16 protein-coding genes and 2 pseudogenes are annotated in these 21,331 nt (G+C 42.5%); 4 read left to right on the top strand and 14 right to left on the bottom strand.

Features of this window, described 5'->3' with window-relative positions; all coding sequences use genetic code 11:
* Nucleotides 1–21 precede the first annotated feature (21 nt).
* From I2E69_RS06310 to I2E69_RS06280, 7 genes and pseudogenes are all read right to left on the bottom strand, one after another.
* Complete coding sequence (locus I2E69_RS06310) at nt 22–936, bottom strand: urease accessory protein UreD (protein ID WP_195459987.1); 915 nt, start codon at nt 934–936, stop codon at nt 22–24.
* Nucleotides 933–1,604 carry an urease accessory protein UreG gene (gene ureG, locus I2E69_RS06305; RefSeq protein ID WP_195459985.1) on the bottom strand — a complete coding sequence of 224 codons (672 nt, stop codon included), beginning with the start codon at nt 1,602–1,604 and terminating at the stop codon, nt 933–935. The genes I2E69_RS06310 and ureG overlap by 4 nt, the downstream gene beginning before the upstream one ends.
* A 105-nt stretch (nt 1,605–1,709) precedes the next feature.
* Nucleotides 1,710–2,402 (bottom strand): urease accessory protein UreF, encoded by a 693-nt coding sequence (locus I2E69_RS06300; protein ID WP_195459984.1) that lies wholly within the window; start codon nt 2,400–2,402, stop codon nt 1,710–1,712.
* A 10-nt stretch (nt 2,403–2,412) separates the two neighbouring features.
* Complete coding sequence (ureE, locus tag I2E69_RS06295) at nt 2,413–2,988, bottom strand: urease accessory protein UreE (protein WP_195459982.1); 576 nt, start codon at nt 2,986–2,988, stop codon at nt 2,413–2,415.
* A 74-nt stretch (nt 2,989–3,062) separates the two neighbouring features.
* On the bottom strand, nt 3,063–4,781 hold the full coding sequence (locus I2E69_RS06290) for an urease subunit alpha (protein ID WP_195459980.1): 1,719 nt from the start codon (nt 4,779–4,781) through the stop codon (nt 3,063–3,065).
* A gap of 146 nt (nt 4,782–4,927) precedes the next feature.
* Nucleotides 4,928–5,221 (bottom strand): annotated as a pseudogene (locus tag I2E69_RS06285) (urease subunit beta); the annotation flags it as partial.
* Nucleotides 5,222–5,332: 111 nt separating this feature from the next.
* Nucleotides 5,333–5,635 carry an urease subunit gamma gene (locus I2E69_RS06280; RefSeq protein ID WP_009597094.1) on the bottom strand — a complete coding sequence of 101 codons (303 nt, stop codon included), beginning with the start codon at nt 5,633–5,635 and terminating at the stop codon, nt 5,333–5,335.
* Between the two features lie 213 nt (nt 5,636–5,848).
* On the opposite strand from I2E69_RS06280, the gene crcB reads away from it, so the two are divergent.
* A complete protein-coding gene (crcB, locus tag I2E69_RS06275) occupies nt 5,849–6,226 on the top strand; it encodes a fluoride efflux transporter CrcB (protein WP_195459975.1) in 378 nt (125 codons plus the stop codon).
* Nucleotides 6,227–6,800: 574 nt separating this feature from the next.
* On the opposite strand, the gene I2E69_RS06270 is transcribed toward crcB, so the two are convergent.
* A complete protein-coding gene (locus tag I2E69_RS06270; protein WP_195459973.1) occupies nt 6,801–8,015 on the bottom strand; it encodes an IS4 family transposase in 1,215 nt (404 codons plus the stop codon).
* 271 nt (nt 8,016–8,286) lie between these two features.
* Here I2E69_RS06270 and I2E69_RS06265 point away from each other — a divergent pair, with 271 nt between their 5' ends.
* Together I2E69_RS06265 and I2E69_RS06260 are read left to right on the top strand one after the other, a co-directional pair.
* Nucleotides 8,287–8,940 (top strand): IS1 family transposase, encoded by a 654-nt coding sequence (locus tag I2E69_RS06265; protein ID WP_195459971.1) that lies wholly within the window; start codon nt 8,287–8,289, stop codon nt 8,938–8,940.
* Between the two features lie 350 nt (nt 8,941–9,290).
* A pseudogene (locus I2E69_RS06260) lies at nt 9,291–9,581 on the top strand (AAA family ATPase); the annotation flags it as partial.
* Nucleotides 9,582–9,744: 163 nt separating this feature from the next.
* On the opposite strand, the gene I2E69_RS06255 reads toward I2E69_RS06260, so the two are convergent.
* The 5 genes from I2E69_RS06255 to I2E69_RS06235 are packed head-to-tail and all read right to left on the bottom strand — an operon-like array spanning nt 9,745 to nt 18,940.
* Complete coding sequence (locus I2E69_RS06255; protein ID WP_195459967.1) at nt 9,745–11,655, bottom strand: UvrD-helicase domain-containing protein; 1,911 nt, start codon at nt 11,653–11,655, stop codon at nt 9,745–9,747.
* A complete protein-coding gene (locus I2E69_RS06250) occupies nt 11,652–13,856 on the bottom strand; it encodes an ATP-dependent endonuclease (RefSeq protein ID WP_195459965.1) in 2,205 nt (734 codons plus the stop codon). Before I2E69_RS06250 ends, I2E69_RS06255 begins: the two co-directional genes overlap by 4 nt.
* A gap of 15 nt (nt 13,857–13,871) precedes the next feature.
* Nucleotides 13,872–15,536, bottom strand: coding sequence for an Eco57I restriction-modification methylase domain-containing protein (locus I2E69_RS06245; RefSeq protein WP_195459963.1), 1,665 nt, complete (start codon nt 15,534–15,536; stop codon nt 13,872–13,874).
* The gene (locus I2E69_RS06240) at nt 15,526–18,603 is read right to left on the bottom strand and encodes an Eco57I restriction-modification methylase domain-containing protein (protein ID WP_195459961.1); all 3,078 of its coding nucleotides are present in this window, start codon (nt 18,601–18,603) and stop codon (nt 15,526–15,528) included. The genes I2E69_RS06245 and I2E69_RS06240 overlap by 11 nt, the downstream gene beginning before the upstream one ends.
* A gap of 25 nt (nt 18,604–18,628) precedes the next feature.
* Nucleotides 18,629–18,940, bottom strand: coding sequence for a helix-turn-helix domain-containing protein (locus tag I2E69_RS06235; RefSeq protein ID WP_195459959.1), 312 nt, complete (start codon nt 18,938–18,940; stop codon nt 18,629–18,631).
* Nucleotides 18,941–19,228: 288 nt separating this feature from the next.
* On the opposite strand from I2E69_RS06235, the gene I2E69_RS06230 reads away from it, so the two are divergent.
* Nucleotides 19,229–19,720, top strand: a complete 492-nt coding sequence (locus I2E69_RS06230) for a metallophosphoesterase (protein ID WP_195459956.1) — start codon at nt 19,229–19,231, stop codon at nt 19,718–19,720.
* A gap of 354 nt (nt 19,721–20,074) precedes the next feature.
* Here the strand turns inward: I2E69_RS06230 and I2E69_RS06225 are convergent, their stop codons facing one another.
* Complete coding sequence (locus I2E69_RS06225) at nt 20,075–21,331, bottom strand: type II toxin-antitoxin system HipA family toxin (protein ID WP_195459955.1); 1,257 nt, start codon at nt 21,329–21,331, stop codon at nt 20,075–20,077.

Raw genomic sequence — 21,331 nt, 5'->3', positions numbered from 1 at the left:
ATTTGAATATTGATAAGGCTCCTACCGCCAGGGAAACTCTTCGGGCAAAGGTTTGCCCTTGACTTCCTGCCGGACCGAAGAACAGAATTCGCGGATGAGTTTCTTCACGGGCGCCGTCTCCTCGCCTAAAACTTTATAGAGCAGCCCTGCTTCGTTCGGCAGGCGCGTAATACCGGCGGCCAGCCGGCGATCGCGGTCGATGAATGCCTGCGTCCGTTCATAGATGCTGTCGGCATGTTCCGGAGGCGTCAGTACGATCACGTTGGCAAAAACGTCGTAACCGTTCATTGCGCCAAGCGTCGACGGCGGGTACATTTCGGGGCGAATGATGAATTTTTCGCGAAACAGTTGTTCCCCGTCGGGTCGTTCGGCATGGGAGCAGACAGACAGAATGTCGTACTGGAAAGTTTCGCCCCGGTCAAAATATTTGCGGCCGCTCATATAAATCTCCGAATAGAAAAGCGAGGCCGACGGCGCGATACGGATAGCCGTATCGGCGATGAACCGGGTATGGCGGCACGGAATCGTCGGTTCGGGCAGATATTCCAGATAGGAGTCCTCTTCAAGTTCGATTACCTGTGTCAGTCCCGAATAGTTGTAGCGCATCTCGGCAAGTTTAGTCGCCGCACCGGTTGAAATATGGGCATAGGCACCTTCGCGGACGACGAAACGCTGTTCATAGCGATCGCCGTCCACGTTGGGGCCTCCCGAGGATAGGATGTAAACGCACGGCATCTCGGGCATGCCTTCATCGAAATAGAGTTCCTGCTGAACGATCAGCGGCGCGTGCCGGTCCAGATCGCGCATGATCGACTTGCCGTCGTCATCGAGTTCGAATCCCAGGAAAAGATACCCCATCTTGCCCGGAGTGCCCACGGGCATCGCCTTCGGCTCTTCGAGATAGGGACTCATCTCTTTGGCTGTTGCAAAATTCATTGTACGGTGCTGGTTACGGGTTCCGAAACTTCCTGTTTATTTTTGTCGATGTCGAAAAGCGCCATCCGGCGGATCAGGGCGACCAGCGTATCAATCCCCTCACCTGTCATACAGTTGGTGAATACGAAGGGCTTGCCCGGGCGCATCAGCTCGGAATCGTGCCGCATTACTTCGAGATCGGCACGGACATAGGGGGCCAGATCGGTCTTGTTGATGACCAGAATATCAGACTGGGAGATGCCCGGTCCGTCCTTGCGGGGAATTTTGTCGCCTGCGGCCACGTCGATCACGTAGATGAAGAAGTCCACCAGTGCAGGGCTGAACGTGAGGGTAAGGTTGTCGCCGCCCGACTCGATCAGCACCACATCGCCGTCCGGGAAGCGGGCCTCCATCTCCTCGACCGCGGCAATGTTCATCGAAGGGTCTTCCCGTACGGCCGTATGGGGACAGGCCCCGGTTTCGACGCCGATGATACGCTCTTCGACCAGAACGCCTTTCAGCATCTTGCGCACGTGTTTGGCATCTTCCGTTGTCACCACGTCGTTGGTAATCACCAACACTTTGTACCCCATGTCCAGAAGCCGCGGGGTGATCGCCTCGATCAGCGCCGTTTTGCCGGAACCTACGGGGCCGCCGATTCCGATTCTGCAAGTTGTATTGTTGCTCATAATTATATCTTTCTGTTTTTACATTCGTTTATCCCGGGGTGGCAGCGCAAATCCGGCTCCGAACGACCCGGCCTGCCATCGCCCTTAAATAAGGCTTCTTAAGCCTTAATTCATAAACATGCGTTTGGTTCCTTTTTCGTGCAGCGAGGCGAGGATGTCGATTTGCGGCACAAAGGTGTACATATCGTCGAAATCCATGTCAATCACTTTGTTATAGAGTTCGCCGAGGCTTTCAGCAGCCCGGAACAAGATGCGCTGCGTGTCGTAATGCGATACGCGCACGCAGCGAAGAGCCGCGCTGACAACCATGTTGACCACGCCATACTGGTGGGAGCAGAACAGTTCTTTTTCCGGAATTCCGCAGGCTGCGAATACGATGCCCTGCGCCACGGGATAGGTGCCGGGCGTGCGGTCGTCGGCAATGTCGCCGAGCCACAGCGCTACGGTTTCATCTGAAAAGATATGTTTCGACAGTTCAGCCAGTTTCTTACCCATGCGCCGGGTCATTAACCGAGCCTCGGCATTCATTTTACAGAGTATGACCTGACGGTCGGCGTTGAGGATACCTTCGTAATGACCGAGATTGTAACTGCGAAAAGCGTGCAATGCCGCGACTCCGTCGGTAAAGGCGGCCTGCCGGGCAATATCCTGCGTATATTTTTCGAGCGTCGCGGCATCGTGCACCAATCCCTCCTCTGCGGCTGTTTCCAGTCCGTTGGAGAAGGAGAAGGTTCCGACCGGAAAGGCCGAGTCGGTAAATTCGAGCAGCCGCATGACAATTGTCGCGTTGTCGGTCATAAGAGCCGGTTTAATGCGCATGCGCATGTTCATAATGGTGATGTACGTCGCTGTCGGGGCCCGTGCCACCGAACAAACGCCGGATTTCGTGGGGAGCCAGGTAGGGAATGACCTCCGAACCGGGCTGGAACGAATAGGTTACATTCTCGATGTGATGTGTACGCATCACACTGTCCATCACATTTTTGTCCACCGTCAACGGAACGTATACCTTTGTTCCCTTCACCACGGCCGGCCAATGCTGGTTGCCGATGGCATGGCCGAGTTCCACCGAAATATGGATGATCGTTTCGGGTTTCTCGCGGGCCAGCGCAGAGAGGTCTGCGACCAGCACGTCGTTGAGCCGGATGCGAATGGCCACAATCTTATGTTGTTCGGGCAGATATTCGATAATATCGCCGTCGAGCATCTGCGAATGGCGTTTCAGCGCCACGGCATATTCGTTCGCATGATCGCTGCTGACCACGAAGCGGCTTTTCTGGGCTGTCCACTGGTCGAGGTCGATGTATTCGATTTCGGAATTTTGCGATTTCTTCACCCATTCGGGAGTTTGAAGATTACCTATGATTTCCGTATATATTTTCATCGGATTATTATTTAGTTGGTTTTTAATTTCCGGGAGCATACCCTACAGCATGCTCCCGGAAATCGAAAGGTCGGTTAGCTGAACCAGAGCAACTGGCTCAGGGGGAATTTGTCTGCAGGCTTGACATAAGCACGGATATCGTTGACCAGCACGTCAAAGGTCTCTGGATTGACATCGATCTTCGGCACACCGCCGTTGCGCACCATGTCGAACTTGGTCAGTTGGCGGGTGCGGCGCACGGGCTTTACCATGCGTTGCAGGCAGAGTCGGTCCTTGATGCCGCTCTGGAAAGCCGCATTGGAGACAAACGACAGGCAGCTTTCGGGCATTGCCTTACCGAAACCGCCGTACATCGGACGGTAGTAGCATGGCTGAGGCGTCGGGAGCGATGCGTTGGGGTCGCCCATGTTCGCCCAGTTGATCATGCCGCCCTTAATGACCAGCTTCGGTTTGGCACCGAAAAACTGCGGCTCCCAGAGCACGAGATCGGCGCATTTACCTTTCTCGACCGAGCCGAGGTAGTCGGAGACGCCGAACGTGATGGCCGGGTTGATCGTGATCTTGGCGATGTAGCGCAGCACGCGGAAGTTGTCGTTCCCGTCGGCATCCTCGGCGAGCTTGCCGCAGGCGTTTTTCATGAACGATGCCATCTGGAACGTGCGCATGAACGATTCGCCGATACGGCCCATGGCCTGCGAGTCGGACGAAACCATCGACAGGACACCCAGATCATGCAGCACATTCTCCGCTGCCTGCGTTTCGGGACGCACACGGCTCTCGGCGAAGGCCACATCCGACGGAATCTTCGGATTGAGGTTGTGGCAGACCATGATCATGTCGAACAGTTCAGCCTGGGAGTTGATGCCGAACGGCAGTGTCGGGTTGGTCGACGAGGGCAATACGTAGGGCATCGACGCCACTTTCAGCAGGTCGGGGGCGTGTCCGCCGCCAGCGCCTTCGGTGTGGTAGGTATGGATCGTGCGGCCGTCCATGGCGGCGATCGTATCCTCGACATAACCGCTTTCATTAAGCGTGTCGGTATGAATAGCTACCTGCACGTCGAAACGATCGGCGACGCCCAGCGCGGCGCGGATCGCAGCAGGGGTCGAACCCCAGTCCTCGTGGATCTTCAGACCGCAGGCGCCGGCTTCGATCTGCTCTTCGAGCGGTTGGTTCATCGAGCAGTTGCCCTTGCCCAGCAGACCGACGTTGATGGGAAGACCCTCGACCGATTCGAGCATATGCTCGATGTTCCAGCGGCCCGAGGTGATGGTAGTTCCGTTACTGCCGTCCGAGGGGCCTATGCCGCCGCCGAAAACGGTCGTGATGCCGTTGCTCAGGCAAGCATAAGCCTGCTGCGGGGAGATCATGTGTACGTGACCGTCGATGCCGGCCGCCGTCAGTATCAGGTGTTCACCCGAAATGGCGTCGGTCGCAGCACTGGTCACCAAATCGGGATGCACGCCGTGCATGATGTTGGGGTTGCCCGACTTGCCGACACCCGCGATCTTGCCATTCTTAATACCCACGTCGGCCTTCACCACGCCCAGTTTGGCGTCGATGACCGTAACGTTGGTGATCACCAGGTCCAGCGAGCCTTCCTCTGAAGTCATCGTATTCGCAAGCCCCATACCGTCGCGGAGGGTTTTGCCGCCTCCGTAGACGACTTCATCGCCGTATTCGCGCAGGTCCTTTTCGATTTCAACGTACAGGTCGGTATCGCCAAGCCGGATTTTATCGCCGACGGTTGGACCGAACAGGTTGTTGTATTCTTGACGTGAAATTGTTGCCATATCCTCTATTTTTTGGTGTTGTTACTCTGTTTCAAAGCGGCCTCGGCATCACTCTCCGGAATGCTTTTGAAACCTCTCTTCCGGGCTTTGGCCACGGCTTTGATGCGCGCCGGGAAATAGGTGGGAGCATCTTCCTCGCCGGTGTAGCCCATCACCAGACCGTTGAAACCGATCACGCGACGCTTGCCCGAATAGGCGACGACTTCGACCTCCTTCTGGTCGCCCGGCTCGAAACGGACGGCGGTCGTGGCGGGAATGTTCAGGTGGCAGCCGAACGCGGCTTCACGGTCGAATTCCAGGTAGCGATTGACTTCGAAGAAATGGAAATGCGAACCGACCTGGATGGGACGGTCACCGGTATTGCGCACGACCAGCTTTACGGTTTTACGCCCGGTGTTGTACTCGATCGGGTCGCTCATCAGAATTTCGCCTCCGACAATGACGGGCTGTGCAGGTTTAAACCCCGGTTTATTCGGATAGAGACTCGCCGCCTGTGCCTGATTGTTCGCAGGGGCGGGATTTGTTGTACTCATAAATTCGCTTGTTTAAAATTACTTAATCGGATGGTGAATGCTCACCAGACGGGAACCGTCGGTAAACACGGCTTCGACCTGCAACAGGTCGATCATATCGGCGACGCCCTCCATAACGTCGCTTTTCTTCAGTACGCTGGCCGCTCCTTTCATAACCTCTTCTACGGTTTTGCCTTCACGCGCTCCCTCCAGTGCCGTGGACGTAATATAGGCTACGGCCTCCGGATAATTCAGTTTCAGCCCTTTCTTCATGCGCCGTTCGGCAACCATACCGAGTGAAAGCAGCATCAACTTGTCAATCTCTTTCGGTGTCAAGTGCATAGTAAATGATTTTTATAGTTAATCCGGCTCCGCATCCCCGAAGGCCATCTCGCAGCCCACCGGAGCAGCAGTTCGCCGATACTGTTATGGGAGGTTCCAAATAGGATGCCAAAGCTTGACCTGAAATATTTGACAAAAAGCCCGAAAGCCGGTGGCATTAAATTTGCCCGGAGAAAATTCCGAATGGTAGAATCAACTAAAAATGTGAGAATTATGTTCAAAGCAATGATTATTGCAGGTTTCGGTGGCTTTATCGGCACATGCCTGCGCTTTTTGACAGGGAAACTGGCTCATGTCATCACGGTTTCGGCTTTTCCCTGGGGCACATTCGCCGTCAATATAATCGGCAGTTTCGTGATCGGCATCTTCTTCGGCCTGGCCGAGAAAACCCATGTTATCTCCCCATCGATGAACGTCTTCCTGATCACTGGATTCTGCGGCGGATTCACCACCTTCTCGTCGTTCGCCGATGACATGTACCTGCTCCTGCAACAGAAACACTGGCTCTATTTCGGTCTCTACGTCGGATTGAGTTTTATTCTGGGATTGATATTGGTATGGCTGGGTCGCTCGCTGATAAAGGCGATATAGTGTACTCAATACAATAAAAGGCTCCCCGAAAATACTTGGTTCTCGGGGCGCTTTTTAATATCTTCATTCCCATATTTTCCACTTATATTTTGCAATAAAATTGAGGCATAAATCATTATTCGCCAAGCAATATCGATAAAGACAGCGGGCATATAGGTATTTATATACCTTATGCCCGCTGTCTTACAAACGACCTAAATTGGAAAAAACTCATTCCCGGTCGCAGCTTGCTCCTACATTCAGTCCACCACCCAATAAAATATTCAATAATATACTCGAATTCCACATTGCCTGCATAGAATATATAATGTTGAATACATGTCAATTAGGTGGTATTTCATTAAAAAAAACCTGCAATTTATTTTGCAATGACATGATAGTGTTGTATATTCGTATTGGTAATAGGTTCTTTCTGGACAATTAGAGCAAAAAATCGATAGTGTTTTAAATTAGGGGATGACTTCAATTCAATGATTAAAGCACTGGCTTTCAATACAAATTTTCCGTTCACAGGTAAAACAAAAGCGGCTATTACAGCAGTCATGGTCGGAAGAAAAATCTTCCGGCCATTTTTTTATGTTTTGAATACTATAGCTGGATCACCACCACATTGCAGCACAATCATCGCGATAGCCAAATCTCTAATTTCCATTGCGAATCGTCGTTTAGCAGTTTTGTAGCTGATCTTATTTGCATGTTTGTATATCAAAACCAGCATGGCCACGATAAGCATCATGTAGAGTGTTACTTGTATTCCATTTCGGTTTAACGACACCAGATGACTGACATTCAACTCCTGCTTTATAAAGCGAAAGAACACCTCGATATCCCACCTGCGTCGATAAGCGTCCGTAATTTCTTTAGGAGAAATTTCAAATTCGTTGGTTATAAACCAGTATTGTTGAGCAGTATCTTCTTTTGCATGAGCGACAATCAGCCGTAAAGGATGTTCAACCAGCTCCTCTCTATAGTGCACATTACCCCGCTTGTTGTTTATGCGTACGCCCGAGTATAGATAAACCTTTGAGTCTTTGACCAGCGTCAATGTCTCTAAATCTGTTTGGTCGGTAAGTAAAGATTCCAATTCAACGTACTTGCGATTTTCTTTAGCCCTTACAATAAACATAGTCGATTCTTTATCCAGCTCTCGCATAGTCCGCGAAGACTGCAATCCGCGATCTATTACATAGATGTTGCGATGATCGGAATCATGCTTTACGTGAGTACGAATCACTTCAGGCAAAGCCACATCTTCACTGGCGTATGCCGGCGAAGTAAATGTCTGAACTCCACAAGGCAAGATGCCGTCGAATGTTATACTATATTTTACCGCCTTCTTGCCATTTTTATAGTCGATACCTTCGAGCAACTTGCTTGACGCTTCATAAACCATCGAACTATCTACCCGAATCAGGTTGTAGGTTTGACGCTCGGAAACGGAATAAGCCGTACAAAACTGTCCGTAGACACAATCGTATATCTGACGGAAGTAATCGGCATCTATTTTAGACAACCGTTCCGATATAGAACTTCGGCAGATGCGCTCCTGTGCGTCCAACTGAAAAAGCGTTTTAAAAACAGAGTCGTTAAATGTGTCTTCGAGGGTGCGTTGGCTCAAACGATCGTTTTCCAAAATACCATATAGCAGCAGGTAGAACATCTTTTTGCCATGCAGCACTTTACTGCAATAATCAACGGCGGTGTGGGTAGACAGATGACTCAACAGCCCTTCCGGAATAACCCCCAGAAGTTGCGTTGCCGTCACCTTGTGAGTCGTAAACTTTGACATACAAGATTGATTATCAATACATAAATATAATCAAAAAAAACGACAACACCAAACTTAAAACACTAATAATCAACAAAATAAATCAATGAAATCACACGCGGAATCTCGCACGAAACAATAGCAAAACATAAAAAATGGCCGGAAGAAAAATCTTCCGACCATGACTGGCTATTACAGTCGCCTTTTGTATTTTTGTGCCCTTAAATCCTTCGAAAACGAGTTTTCAAAACGGATATTCAACCTTCATGTTTCAAATTAGGGGATAGCAAAAATGGAATGCAAATATTGCGGAGGCACATGCGTAAAAGACGGAACGCAAAGTAACGGCAGGCAGCGCTATAAATGCAAATCGTGTCATCATAAACAGCAGGCACTATATAGTTACAACGCCTACCAGAAAGGAATCAATGACGAGATTGTAACATTGACCAAAGAGGGAGTCGGTATCCGAAGTACAGCACGGATCCTGGATATCTCTCCCACAACACTACTCAGCAGAATTGTACAAATTGCCCATACGATCTCGCGGCCACCAGTCATTATTCAAAGGACCTATGAAGTAGATGAAATAAAGAGCTTTGTACGAAGAAAGTCCGAACACATCTGGATAGCATATGCCCTGGATAGAAAATCCAAACAAGTCGTCAGTTACAATATCGGACCACCGACAAATGCCACCCTTAACGTAGTTCTCGAAACACTCCGTCTATCCGATGCTAAACGGGTTTATACCGATAGATTAAGAAATTACCGTTCTCTGATCGAGACAAAGATCCATCGGACATCATTATACGGAACCAATCATATCGAACGACATAATTTAACGATCCGGACACATCTGAAACGCTTGGCTCGTAAAACCATCTGCTTCAGCAGGAGTGCTGTTATTCTGTCGGCAATCTTGAAGATTTATTTCTGGGGATAAGACTACCTTATACATGCCGAAATAATTCAAGTTTTATTGAATCAGACACACATTGAAATTATTGATTATCTTTCAAAGGTCCCGATTGCCATAAGATAACGACGGACATTTCCATTGTATTAATCCATAAGAAGGTAAATCAGATTAATAGGCTGATTGCAAACATTTAAAGAGGAGACAGCTTGCGGTCGGGAGTGGCATAGAAGTTTTGAGAATTGAAAATATTGTCACCTACAAAAGTCTTAATTGCATAAACAACCTCATTGAAAGATGTCAGTGTAATGACTTTTTTGCATTAAATTTGTCAATCCAATTAGAAATACTATATTCGTAACTAAAGAAGAAACATTATGGAGCCGATAAAACGATTATTGCAGGACAGGATAGCAGCCAGAATAGAACCGAATAAAGCAATTCTTATCTTCGGTGCACGAAGGGTCGGAAAAACGGTATTGATACGCCAATTGATAAATGGCTTTGAAGGGAAAACAATGCTACTTAATGGAGAAGATTACGATACATTGGCGTTGTTGGAAGAACGGGCTGTCTCTAATTACAGGCATCTGTTGGAAGGTGTAGATCTGCTAGCGATAGATGAGGCACAGAATATTCCTGAGATTGGCACTAAACTAAAACTTCTTGGATTCTTTTGAGAAAAGAAATGTTTATTTGCGCAAAGATCAAGAGAAAAAAGAAACAAGACAACGGGTATTTTATCGGGGACTTACAAAACTTTACAGATTATAGCAAAAACTCAATCACTATTGATGAAAGACAGCATCGAACTCCTGTGTCTAAGGACCACTATTTGCGGCTTTTATTTAATTGTAAGTAATCTAAAGGAAGAATTTCATCCTCAGTAAACCAATCATTGTCTATTGCTGTATTCTTTACGGCATCAACATCGTTGGTGTATGCAACAATTGCAAGACTTTTCACAGCTCTACTACATATCACATAGAATAATCGGCGAGTTCTATCTATACTAGTTTCCGTTCCAACTTTCATATTTCTTTTATCGGCATCGCTAGCATCTTTAGCTCCAAACAATTTTTCATAACTGAACAAAAAGCCTCTGGCTTCATCATCATCAAGAATAGCTAATACCCTATCGAACTGTAAACCCTTAACACCTTGATGCGTACCAAACATCGATTTATCGGAAATGTAGTCGTTATATTTAATAATCTTCTCAAACGAAGTTGATAGTGCTTCATCCCATGCAGCAATTGACTCATCAATATCTTTGGATGAATCATCGACTATTATAGGGTCCTTATCTGTACGCTGTGCAATAACTTTAAGGCTATCAGGAATAGCAAACAGTTTGGATTTTGCAATGTTATTTAAAATATCAAGTAACTTTGGATTACCATTATTCTTCCATAGCGAAAACAAGCTATTAACAGCAGCATTAGCATTTTTGATAACATCAGTTTGTTTTTCATGGAGTTTTATATTTTCTCTCTTAAACATAGGCGAATTCTGTCGAACAATTCTTGAAACAGCAAACTCAGCTCCATTCCTTTTCGCCTCGATAAGAGGAAGAACGAATTGAGTAAAGAATCGTATTCCAGGTAGAGAGCCATCCAATAACCCGATTCGATAGCGTTCAACTTTATATAAAGAAGCAAATAAATCGTCGAATCCCATTCTTTTAGCAGCCATATGGTGTTCCAGTGTCAGTGTTTTTACGACCTTCTCATCGCTACAATTAGCCCACAAATCATCCCCTGTTATTTCTGCCATCTTATGTTTTATCGCATTTTCAATAGCTATTTTGTTATCAACATCAGAAGGAATAATGAAGAAACGAACAAAACCATCTTCTTTATCAGTTCTGGGAAGTTGTTCAATACCATCTGCATCACTGCGAATCTTATTGATTAGGGTAATCACTCTTTTAGGGCATCTATGGTTTAATTTCTTTTCAGGCTTATACCAGTCATTAGGTAGATTGGTACCTAGATTCTCTTTCCCATCAGTATATATCCTTTGCATAGTATCCCCAAACAACCCAAGAGAAAAGTTTTTATTCTTTTCTTGAACCATGAATAGCGCATTTATTAATTCTTTCTTAGTGTCCTGACTTTCATCAACCAACAAAATAGGATATTTCTGAATTAATATTTTTTGAAAGAGAGGCTTATTTTCTAAGAAAAAAGCACTTATGCTAATGACCTCAGTATGACTTAACGAGTTATCTTCTATATTGTCGCCATTAGGGTTATATGCAAATTTTGATATTCTATCTAATGTCGAAAGCCGATTTTTCTTATTCTCAATCTTCCTTTTTCTATCAACAGATGTTTTAGTTCCAGGACGCCCTTTCGATTCTTCAATCTCTAATTCGTCTATTTCTTTGTTTAGTGTATTACGTAGCCAGTTCTTAATATCTGCCGTGTAATGTCTGATTAATTCCCATGCAAAGCTATGTATTGTTGAAACGGCAAATGTGGGATCATTTTTTAAGCGATGAATAATTTCATCACAGGCAGCATTTGTATAAGTTATTATGGCAACATTCTTTCTACGGAGTTTCAATTCGTCTCCGTACTTATCTTTGATTTGCTCTAGAACATTGACTAGTGACCTTGTTTTTCCGGAACCTGCACCAGCAAATAGGAAGAAACTTTTAGGATTTTGAAGATTCAAACAAGCCAAAAGTTCTTCATCCACTTTGTCATCTAGGCAATTATCGTAATCTGTTATCATTTTATAGCATTTGAAGAAACCGACATACTACAGTTACTGCTGTTTTTCTCTAATGTTTCTGAAAGCCATTTTAGACCTTCTGAAATATATGTTGGAGTTTTGATTTTTTTCGTGTCATCAATGAAAAGTAGATTCAAAGAAAATTCTGCCTTTTTCGCATTATCCAATGCTTTAAACATTTTTTTTAAACATTCTTCAATTGTCGATTCATTCAGTGCTTCCGAATATTTCTTTATCAAACCATCTCCTTTCATTGATTTGAATAGATCAATGTTGTCAAAAACAAGCGCTTCTTCAAATGTATAGGGATAAACAGTGACTGCTTTATTTTTAAAAGTGATTTTAGTGCCATATTGGTATGCGACTCTCACCAAACCATTTGAGGATTGCTTTTTAATTGATGCTAAATCAACAAGCTCGTCAATAGATTCTTTAGCAGGAGTCCATTGTTTTAACGTAGAACTATTAGTGACGTAGTTTTTCCCCTTTTCGGGACGAACTGATCTCCTATGTGCATTTGGATCAACAGAGTCTATATCAGTTACAATCAAGGTGATTATACCAAGATCATCAATTAGTGATCTTAGTCGATGAGCATGACTTCCGCCGATTTCCAGCAATGAAATATATGCAGAAGCGAGCTTCGGAAATTCTTGATTAATAAAGAAAGGTAGTAGCATTCTTTCCGCTTGCCCTTCTATGAGAATTGCAGCATCTGCAAAGAACAAATCACAGTGGATCGTTTTCAAGTACCTTTTTGCAAATTTTGTTGTTTCATCTTCCGCACCAAATGTTTTGGACAAGTTTATAACTGTTGAAGTCGGAATTTGGTTTTGGGTAATATTCCGTTTAAAATAGCGCAAAGACTTAAAATCACATTCATGTGCGATGTGACTTGAATGTGTACTGATAATTAATTGTGTACAGAAGTCTTTCTTCTCTTTAAGATGATCATGATTTCTTAATACATCATATGCTTTACGTATAAACACTTGTTGCACTTGAGCATGTAAATGTGCTTCCGGTTCTTCCACCAGAATAATATGTAAAGGTTCTATCTCATGAGTCGAATTTTTGGCAATTTTCCCGACTTTCATCCACTCATCTCTAAATCGAATGAGTTTGAAAATCATAGAAATTAGATTCTGATATCCTAAACCATTGTATTTTTCCGATAACCTTAGGCATTGTTCGTCTGTTCCCCCTTTTTGAACATTGAAAAGGACTGCCGAATCATGTTTGAGTCCATCAACCGGACTGACTTTGGTTGAAATGCTTATTTCCGGATTACCAAATCCAGGGTAATTCAGGTTTCTCAATTCATCGAGAGAGGAAGAAAAGCCAGCTTCTAATCGTATGTCAAAAGCCTTATTAGCTTCCTCGATTGCCTCCAGTGCATCCAAGTCAGTGGCATCTATAGTTTCTGTTGGATTTATATGTTTTGAGTAGTATTCACGTAGTTGGCTGGACAAGTTACTAATACCCGTTTCAGGAGTATTAGGGTCTGAGAAACCTCTTTGAGCATTTATTATGTCAATCTTTACTAAACCTTGAAAAGGATCGAAATCAATAGGTATATTATCTTCTGAAAGTAGTTGAGGCGTATCTCCCTGCCCAAATTTACTAGGATCAAGAATATATGCATTGATTGTAAAATATGTGTGTAATTTCTTCTGTAAAAAATCCCATAAGTGAATAGGCCATAATTTCGTTGCCTTTTTGCTTCGATCTTTCGTTAATTCTTCAATTGTAGATTTGGCTGTAGTATAATCTGTATACAGAGTTTTTATATCTTTAGGCTCAAACCTTAATCGAATACCCAATTTTCCACCAGCCCAATCCAACGTAGGAATAATCCGGTTCACGTAATGTATCTCATTTTCTTCCACATTAATCCACACATCTAATTGTGGGACGAATGGTTGCCAAGCAGAAATAGATAACTTGTTTTCATCTAAATCAGTTTCTTTAGAATAGGCTATGTAATTATTCCCAATTTTATTGATTTCTCTCCAATTGGATAGAGTAAAATCTTGTGTAGTAAAACTCTTCTTGTCTCTGAAAAATAAAATCAAACAATCCATAGCAGAAGTTTTACCACTATTGTTAGCCCCGACAAATATAGTTCTATCATCTGCAATATCAATTCGACAAGATTTTAATTTTCTGAAATTTTGTATTTCAAGACAAGATATTCTCATAATGTAAAATTTATATTACTTGCTTTTCCTATTAGTTCTTCTGCCGGATAGTTTCTTCCATATCCCTCTTAAAGTTTTGACCTCTTTCTCTGAAAATTTGAGTTGTTTGATCAACAATTCTCTATCAACAATATCAAGAACTTCTTCAATCTTTCTCTGTCGGATTAAAGAATCTACTTGTTTAAAGTCAATATTATGCTTCCCCAATATGGGCAAAGGTAGTTCCTCTATCTCGGTTGGTTCAAAAGTAAGAACTCCGCCACCATAACTTCTACCGGTTATTTCGGAAAAAGCAAAAGTTAAAGAATTAAGATATGAGAGAGCAATAGTTTCCCCACTTATGGCTTTTGTTTTAAATCGCACCCTATGAATTGTATCTGTTGAAGATGCGTCTGCTTGGTTAAGTATAAGTTTTGGATAATCCCCAACCTGTCTTAAAACAAAGGCGTCCGGTGTCCATAGAGAAGGTGTCAAATACCAGAGTTTTCGGATACTGCACTTATAACCTTCATGGTATTTTTGTGTTACCCCATAAGAAATATAGTCCCGACATTCTTTAGGTAATGCAGCATAATCCTTTGCAGGAGGAATAAATAGATAAACAGGAAGATTTGCCTCTGAGTTTTTCTGAAAGTCTTCCTCATTGTATACAATTCCTTTGAAATAATTTGATCTGCCTACCACATGCGTTGTGTAGGGCATGAGCTTTTTCTCGAAAACTGTTTCTTTATTAAGCATAAAGAAATTATTTTTCCCGGTAACGATACCTACATCAACGTCCATAATCGTTGAACATGGCAAGATTCTGTTATCAGCTTTGATCTTTCTTAAAAGCTGAATTTCATCTTCATTCAAAAAATATTTTGTCCATTTTTCTGTCGAATGGTCAAGATACTTCACGTCTGATTGATGAATAATATCAAAATCAATATTTTCAAGTTCAACCAAATTCTCGACTTCAATAACCCTAATTCCATGGTTGTCAGCTACATCTTTCTCGCAAAGAAGCAATACTACTTCCTGCTGAATATCATCAAAAACTAACTTTCTAAATGTAACAATAGTAATCCTCGAAAAAAAGTTAGAGAGGAATACTCTTGTTTCCGCGGCATATTTTACTTGGAATAATTCTGCCGGAATAACCATTGCTAACTTTCCAGAGGGGTTTAATTTACTGGCGGAAATAACGAGAAATGGAACCCAGATATTTATAAGTTTATTGGGATGCAGTTTTAATTCATGCATCATTTTAAGTGCCAACTCCCGATGTTCTTCAGGGAAGTTTTGATAACGGATGAAAGGAGGGTTACCAATAACCACATCAAATTTTCCCTTAGCTGTTGAAATATAGCTAAAGAAATCTTCGTTCTGAATCGTATTTGAATTTAAACCGTATTTTGCTGCTCTTATTTTGGATTTTTGGGCTTCTTTATCGATCAACTCAATTCCCTTTATCAATCCAGATAAATTATTGCCGTCAACTCCCAATTTATTAAACCGACGTATGGCAGACTCTATAAAATTTCCATCGCCACAACTTGGTTCTAGGACTTTCTGTGCCGGGCTGTTGATTGCCCATTTACAAATAAAGTCAGTAATCTCCTGTGGTGTGTAATACCCACCACGAAGTTTCTTCGAATCTATGTTCTCTATTTTCTCCACTACTATATCAGTCTTCATTTATGTCACTATTTAACAACTCATCAGTCTCAATCTCTCTTACATCTTCATCTGATAATCCATAGAGCAAATTGACTTTTGAAATAAGTAAATTCCGAAGTAAGTTCATTTTACGTTGAAGAACCTTTCTCTCGGATATCATATATATACCCTTACTTGCCTGCTTCGTCTCTATTAATCCGTTGACGGCTTTGATTATCTCTTTATATAGAGTAACCTCTGATTTATTATTAAAATCGATCAATCGGATTGGTAAATTCTCGATAAACTGCTTGCCATGAGAATAATATGCCCCTCTGAATTCACTGGCACCGGATTTAACCATGGCCTCGATTACTGGATGAGAAAGAATTCCCAATATGTAATGCAAAGAATAACTAGACTTAGCAAATAAAGAATAATATGGACCGTTTCCTCCTCCCGTAAATTGCAGATTGTTTGCATCAAATACATACCCTGGCTTCGTAGACAGAACTGACCAGATTAATTTGGGGGTATCATGAAATCGGTTTAAGCTTTGCGATCTTCCATATTGATACCATTTGGGTTCTTTGCTACCATTAATACTTCGTTTAACAAGTATGTCTTTATGCTCATTTAAATAACCCCATGTTAACGGGAAATTGGTTTGGAAATATTGTTCTGAAAAAACTTCGGCTTTCCCTCCTTGAATTATATACGGGAAAATAATTTTAGCGTTGGGTGCTACTGTATCAAATAATTCGAGCGAGAGATCATACAAACAAGGTTTGCATATAGCTTTTTCTACTTCGTATATATTGTTTTTGTATTTGAAACGATATGTGGTTTCAGTTTCCTCAATAGGTTTAAACATGTAAATTTTATCTGCGCTTGTTTGCAGGCCAACAGCAATCTCGGCAATTGAACTAAGCGGAGCCGTTTGTGGGCCTCTCAATCTGTTAAAAATACTTTCAGTGCTTTTAGAAACAAATACCCAGGGATTTTCCCTGAACAAAGCCGATTTATAAGTATCATATTTTATAGTTCCTGTTATAAATTCAGGAGAAAAAACACGAATGCGTTTAAAGTAAAAATCATCTCTTTTTTTCTTGTCAAGTATTAAAATCGCAGTATAAGTACTACGATTGGGGAACGCCTGACTAACTCCAAAATGCATGATTTTCAGTATCGATGCTTTTTGAATTATAAATCGGCGAAGAAATTTGCCCCCTTTTACAATGAAAAATTTATGCGGAACGATGTAGCCTAACATCCCATTATCGTTAAGTAATTCAATTGCTCTTTGAATAAACAAGTAGTATTTATCAAAAGCATCAGATGCGGCAACTTCATAACCAGAAATTTCATTCTGAAAAAAGAAAATCTCTTCACTTGAAAATTTTGCTATATTCTGGATTCTTACATATGGTGGATTACCAATAATTGCATCAAAACCGTTGGATTGCCTCAAGAAGTCAAATTCATCATTCCAGTTAAAGGGCTTTATTTTGAAAAGTAAACTATTGTCTTCTATGGCTTCTGGCTTATAGGTGAAGTAAGTGTCATCAATTAATGAGTTCCCACACTTGATATTACTATCCAAATTAGGAAGTGCTCTTGTGTCATATTTGGCAAGGAAATCATCTATTGAACCAGCATTCTCGTTTTCCAGAAGTTTGAGTAACAAGCTAAATTTAGCCACTTCTACAGCATAGGGATTGATATCTACTCCGAAAATATTATCGGTTAGAATCTGGTGTTTTGCTCGCATTGTAAGGTGATAAGAACCATCAAAGGATTTATATATTACTTGTGAATTACCAACCCCCATTTGCACCAAACTCAAAATGATTTTTTCCAAAAAATAATCATATGCCGAAATAAGAAATGTACCAGAACCACAACAAATATCAGCAATTCTTAATTGTTGGATTTGTTGCAATGATTTTCCGGCGAATAAAGGATTTAGTGTTTCGTTAATGATATTTCTTACAATGAGTTTAGGCGTTGGAACGACACCACTTGATGCAGCCACTTCCGGTTCTTGAACAACAGAAATCGTATGATCATCTATGATATTAATCTTACTCCCTAAATATCTTTCATAGATCTGACTTAAAATAGCCGGATCAACAACTGAAAAATCATAAGGACTTTTGGGATAATACAGTTCATTGAAGATGCTAATAAGAATACCTGGATTAATTTTGATGTTAAGAGAGAAATTATCTTCAATAAAATCAAAAAGTCCAGAATTGTATTTTCTATCAGAACGCACAAATAACGCTTTTAGTTCGTCATAACTCTTAATCTGTTTAAGAGTTTCGTATTTCTCTATTTCTCTGTCTTCGCAGATACGAAGGAAGATGATTCGATTGAGCAATCGTTGAACGAGGAAATTTATCTCTTCGTTATTAAATCCCGTATTATTTGCGATAATATCAGTTGCTAAACCTTCTCTCCAATTTTCTATTTGTTTCAAAAAATACTCATCAAACGTAATAGTTTCTTTTTGCGCAAGAGAGAAATATTCGTCAATATAACCTGATGCTATTGATTGGAAAGAAAGAATTCGATACAATTCATCAAAATCAGTAATAAATTGAGAATAGTGAAATGATTTATAACGAGCCGTATTAACACTATCGTTCACTACAGGTTTAAGCCTACAATCATAAATAGAAAGTATCTCAAAATTAGTAAGAATTGAGATTCCCAGGTTAGCATTCCAACCATATCGGCGTGTTTGGAAAGCTGGCTTATTTGTTTTATCCAGATTGATAGATACCTTCTTTGCCTCAATGAAAAGTTTTCTAATGCCTTGAATTCGTAAAGTGTAATCAGGGTTTTTCTTGGTTACCACATCTTCTTCCTCAACATCGATACTTTCTTCTTGTATTACTTCACGGAGAAATTGTGATTTGCCTTGTTCGTTATCAACGTCCCATCCAAATGTTTTTAGTAATGGGTTAAGAAAATCTATCCGTAGTTGAGCTTCGCTATATTTGGTATTTTTATATATGGCATATTCTCTTTCGAAAGCACTTATCAGCACCTTCAACTGCTCCAAACTTTCTTCTTTAGATTGTGTTACTTTATATGCCATAAGCCATTATAATTAAATAAAAACTCTATTTATTTTTATTTGCTTTTAAATATTCTACTTTCTCTTCTGCCAATCTTAATATTTCATGGCTATACTCCTGTGACATAACTTCATAAGCTACCTTGTCACTAATAAAGCTAATATGTAGTTCTTTTTTATCAATACTAAAAATAGCAGATAGCTTCTCTATTAATTCTGCATTGGGTTTACGTTCTCCACGTTCAATCTTACTTAAAGTAGATTGATCAATATCTAATAATGCAGCCAACTTACGCAACGGCATATCTGCCTGCTCTCGAAGTTTGCGTACTCTTTCCCCAAAACTATCCGTTATCATAGTTGACATTTTTAATCTTGACAAACATTGTCCAAATATACAAATTTCTTTTAGGCTAACAAAAATTATCACCTATTTTTTCTTATCATTCGTTGTCAAATCAATTTTACAGCTTGCCAATATCCTACTAATCAACTGTTAATTAGCCATATATGTATAGCCGAATAAGTGAGTTATAAAGAAAATATGGGGCTAGCGGTTACCGTCAGCCCTATTTTTTCATGCCCATTTTTGAAAACTTTGCAACCGAAGAAAGATAAATAACCCAGTGGAACAAAGGAATATTATATGGAAGAGAACAGCAATGATATTGTCATCGATCACGTGGAGATATACATGACAACGCTATGGAGTCATATTCCGGAAGAGTGTGCACAATATGCACAACATATATTGAATGATTTTCGCAATAATCGATATGATGCTAAACGTCTGACAATAGATATTTATAACCAATTACACAGACAGTCATTAACATGGTTGACTACTGCATTGAAAAAATCATCATCTTCCTGTAAAATTGTCGTAACCCATCATTGTCCAACTCTTCTAATGGGAGAACCGTCTTATTCAGAGGATCCGATGAATTCTGCTTTCATCACGGAATTATCAGAATTTATAGAAACTCACGATATCGATTATTGGATTTGCGGTCACACTCATTACAATTGTCCTTCGATTAGAATCGGGAAGACTACCTTGGTGAACAATATGCTCGGATATGTGAAATACGAAATGCTACATGAAAGTTTTAGGCATGATGTGATATTGGATTTATAAGAAAATGCACATTATATAACCTTACTATAATTAAGAATAACTAAAACATAAAGAGGTCTACATGTGTCAGATTAGGATATGGGAAAAATGACTTACGCATTTTACGAAAACATGTGTGTAAAAACGGACGCTAGAAAAACAGCAAACAATAACTATAAATACAAATATTATCGGACAAGCAGGCCGGCTATTAAATATCAGACATATATAACAGAACTAAACATAGGTGTCAAACATATATCAAAGAAGTTATAGAGCAGAAATATAACAAGGACCAACAATATCGACAGAGAGTATGCAAGAATGCGCAGGACACAAATAAGTTTGGACTCTCCTCTAGAATATATCCAACTCTCAGTACCTGAACGCCTTCGCCATGGTATCCTGCTCAGACTTGGAAATACCATATTTTGTAGCGAGTTTTCTCCAGCCTGAAACAGCATGCCTAACCTCTGCAAGAATCACTTCTGCACGTGCCAGTTCCAGACCGAAATACGGAGTGATACTCATGGCCAAATCGAAATCCAACGAATTATCGTTCTCCGAGATATTAAGTTTCAATCCCGCGCCGTACTCGTCGGGGTTCATGTCGTAAGCCGGTGACAACCGCCAACCCTGCGGGGTAAGCAGGAAGCCGTGGTTACGCAGATGGTCGTCGCAGTTTGAAACGGCGATATTAAATACGATCCTGCGCCAGAGCTGTTCCAGGTTCCGGTCCGTATCATCGCAATTGGCAATGATCCATTCGGCCAGTTCAAGGTAACTGGCACCCTCCGTATGGCTCACGCCGTCCGTATATCCGAGCAAAGTCATGGCCGAAGCGAAGTGTATCCGCCGGCCGGTATCAGTCCGGTCGAAACGCTTGGTCATAAAACTATGGTGGCTGCCGAACCGCTGTGCCTGACATTCGGTCATCTCGATGCCGCACGAGCGGGCCATCTCGGCTGTGACCATCTCCCAAGCCCCGGAGTCTTTCACATCTCCGGTGCTCGGAAACTTGACAATCCACAGGCGTCCGTTTTCGTCCACCACGTTGGCTTTGGGTCTTGCACCGCCCAACGAAGAACCGGGAGCGACAAGCATATTGATCCATCGTGTATGCTCCGGCGTAACGGTATCATCTTCCCGTTCGATTTGCAAGCTGGCATGTTCCAACTCCCGGATCGACGTCCAGGGCGGCGTTGCCAACAAACGGTCGTTATCCATGAAATCCCCCTCTTTCGAGAATTTGAAACGGAGGCCCCCCATACGGTTGCCGTCGTACACGCCCATCAGATAATCCGCTTCGGTAAGCGTTCGCGGTTTCCTATCCTGCAGCCGTGCATTGATTGCCTCCCGCCTGCGCATAAGCATACGGCCCCAGCGGTCTGGTGCGGAGTCGAGGAACAACCCGAAGTTGTTTTTGTCCGAAGGCTGGTATTGCTTCCCGGTAAACGCCGACAGGTTAGGATCCAGCGCCCGAAAATATGGGTAGACCAGCCATGTGGGATCGTTTTCATATGAAAAGACCTCTTTACCCCGGATTGTTTCGCTATGCAGTACCCCCATATAGACCGGCTCCGCATCTTCGGACCAGTCCATATATACGTATATGTCGCGCTGCGTTACCAT

The sequence above is a fragment of the Alistipes sp. D31t1_170403_E11 genome, assembly GCF_015553985.1.
In the GTDB taxonomy this organism is placed as follows: Bacteria; Bacteroidota; Bacteroidia; order Bacteroidales; family Rikenellaceae; genus Alistipes; species Alistipes montrealensis.
Note: the sequence above shows the minus strand (reverse complement) of the source record. Positions and strands in the feature narration are given on the sequence as shown.

What these genes read in the sequence shown, in the direction of transcription:
- I2E69_RS06310 (WP_195459987.1), bottom strand. Translation starts at nt 936, where the DNA reads ATGAATTTTGCAACAGCCAAAGAGATGAGTCCCTATCTCGAAGAGCCG.
- ureG (WP_195459985.1), bottom strand. Translation starts at nt 1,604, where the DNA reads ATGAGCAACAATACAACTTGCAGAATCGGAATCGGCGGCCCCGTAGGT.
- I2E69_RS06300 (WP_195459984.1), bottom strand. Translation starts at nt 2,402, where the DNA reads ATGACCGACAACGCGACAATTGTCATGCGGCTGCTCGAATTTACCGAC.
- ureE (WP_195459982.1), bottom strand. Translation starts at nt 2,988, where the DNA reads ATGAAAATATATACGGAAATCATAGGTAATCTTCAAACTCCCGAATGG.
- I2E69_RS06290 (WP_195459980.1), bottom strand. Translation starts at nt 4,781, where the DNA reads ATGGCAACAATTTCACGTCAAGAATACAACAACCTGTTCGGTCCAACC.
- I2E69_RS06280 (WP_009597094.1), bottom strand. Translation starts at nt 5,635, where the DNA reads ATGCACTTGACACCGAAAGAGATTGACAAGTTGATGCTGCTTTCACTC.
- crcB (WP_195459975.1), top strand. Translation starts at nt 5,849, where the DNA reads ATGTTCAAAGCAATGATTATTGCAGGTTTCGGTGGCTTTATCGGCACA.
- I2E69_RS06270 (WP_195459973.1), bottom strand. Translation starts at nt 8,015, where the DNA reads ATGTCAAAGTTTACGACTCACAAGGTGACGGCAACGCAACTTCTGGGG.
- I2E69_RS06265 (WP_195459971.1), top strand. Translation starts at nt 8,287, where the DNA reads ATGGAATGCAAATATTGCGGAGGCACATGCGTAAAAGACGGAACGCAA.
- I2E69_RS06255 (WP_195459967.1), bottom strand. Translation starts at nt 11,655, where the DNA reads ATGATAACAGATTACGATAATTGCCTAGATGACAAAGTGGATGAAGAA.
- I2E69_RS06250 (WP_195459965.1), bottom strand. Translation starts at nt 13,856, where the DNA reads ATGAGAATATCTTGTCTTGAAATACAAAATTTCAGAAAATTAAAATCT.
- I2E69_RS06245 (WP_195459963.1), bottom strand. Translation starts at nt 15,536, where the DNA reads ATGAAGACTGATATAGTAGTGGAGAAAATAGAGAACATAGATTCGAAG.
- I2E69_RS06240 (WP_195459961.1), bottom strand. Translation starts at nt 18,603, where the DNA reads ATGGCATATAAAGTAACACAATCTAAAGAAGAAAGTTTGGAGCAGTTG.
- I2E69_RS06235 (WP_195459959.1), bottom strand. Translation starts at nt 18,940, where the DNA reads ATGATAACGGATAGTTTTGGGGAAAGAGTACGCAAACTTCGAGAGCAG.
- I2E69_RS06230 (WP_195459956.1), top strand. Translation starts at nt 19,229, where the DNA reads ATGGAAGAGAACAGCAATGATATTGTCATCGATCACGTGGAGATATAC.
- I2E69_RS06225 (WP_195459955.1), bottom strand. Translation starts at nt 21,331, where the DNA reads ATGGTAACGCAGCGCGACATATACGTATATATGGACTGGTCCGAAGAT.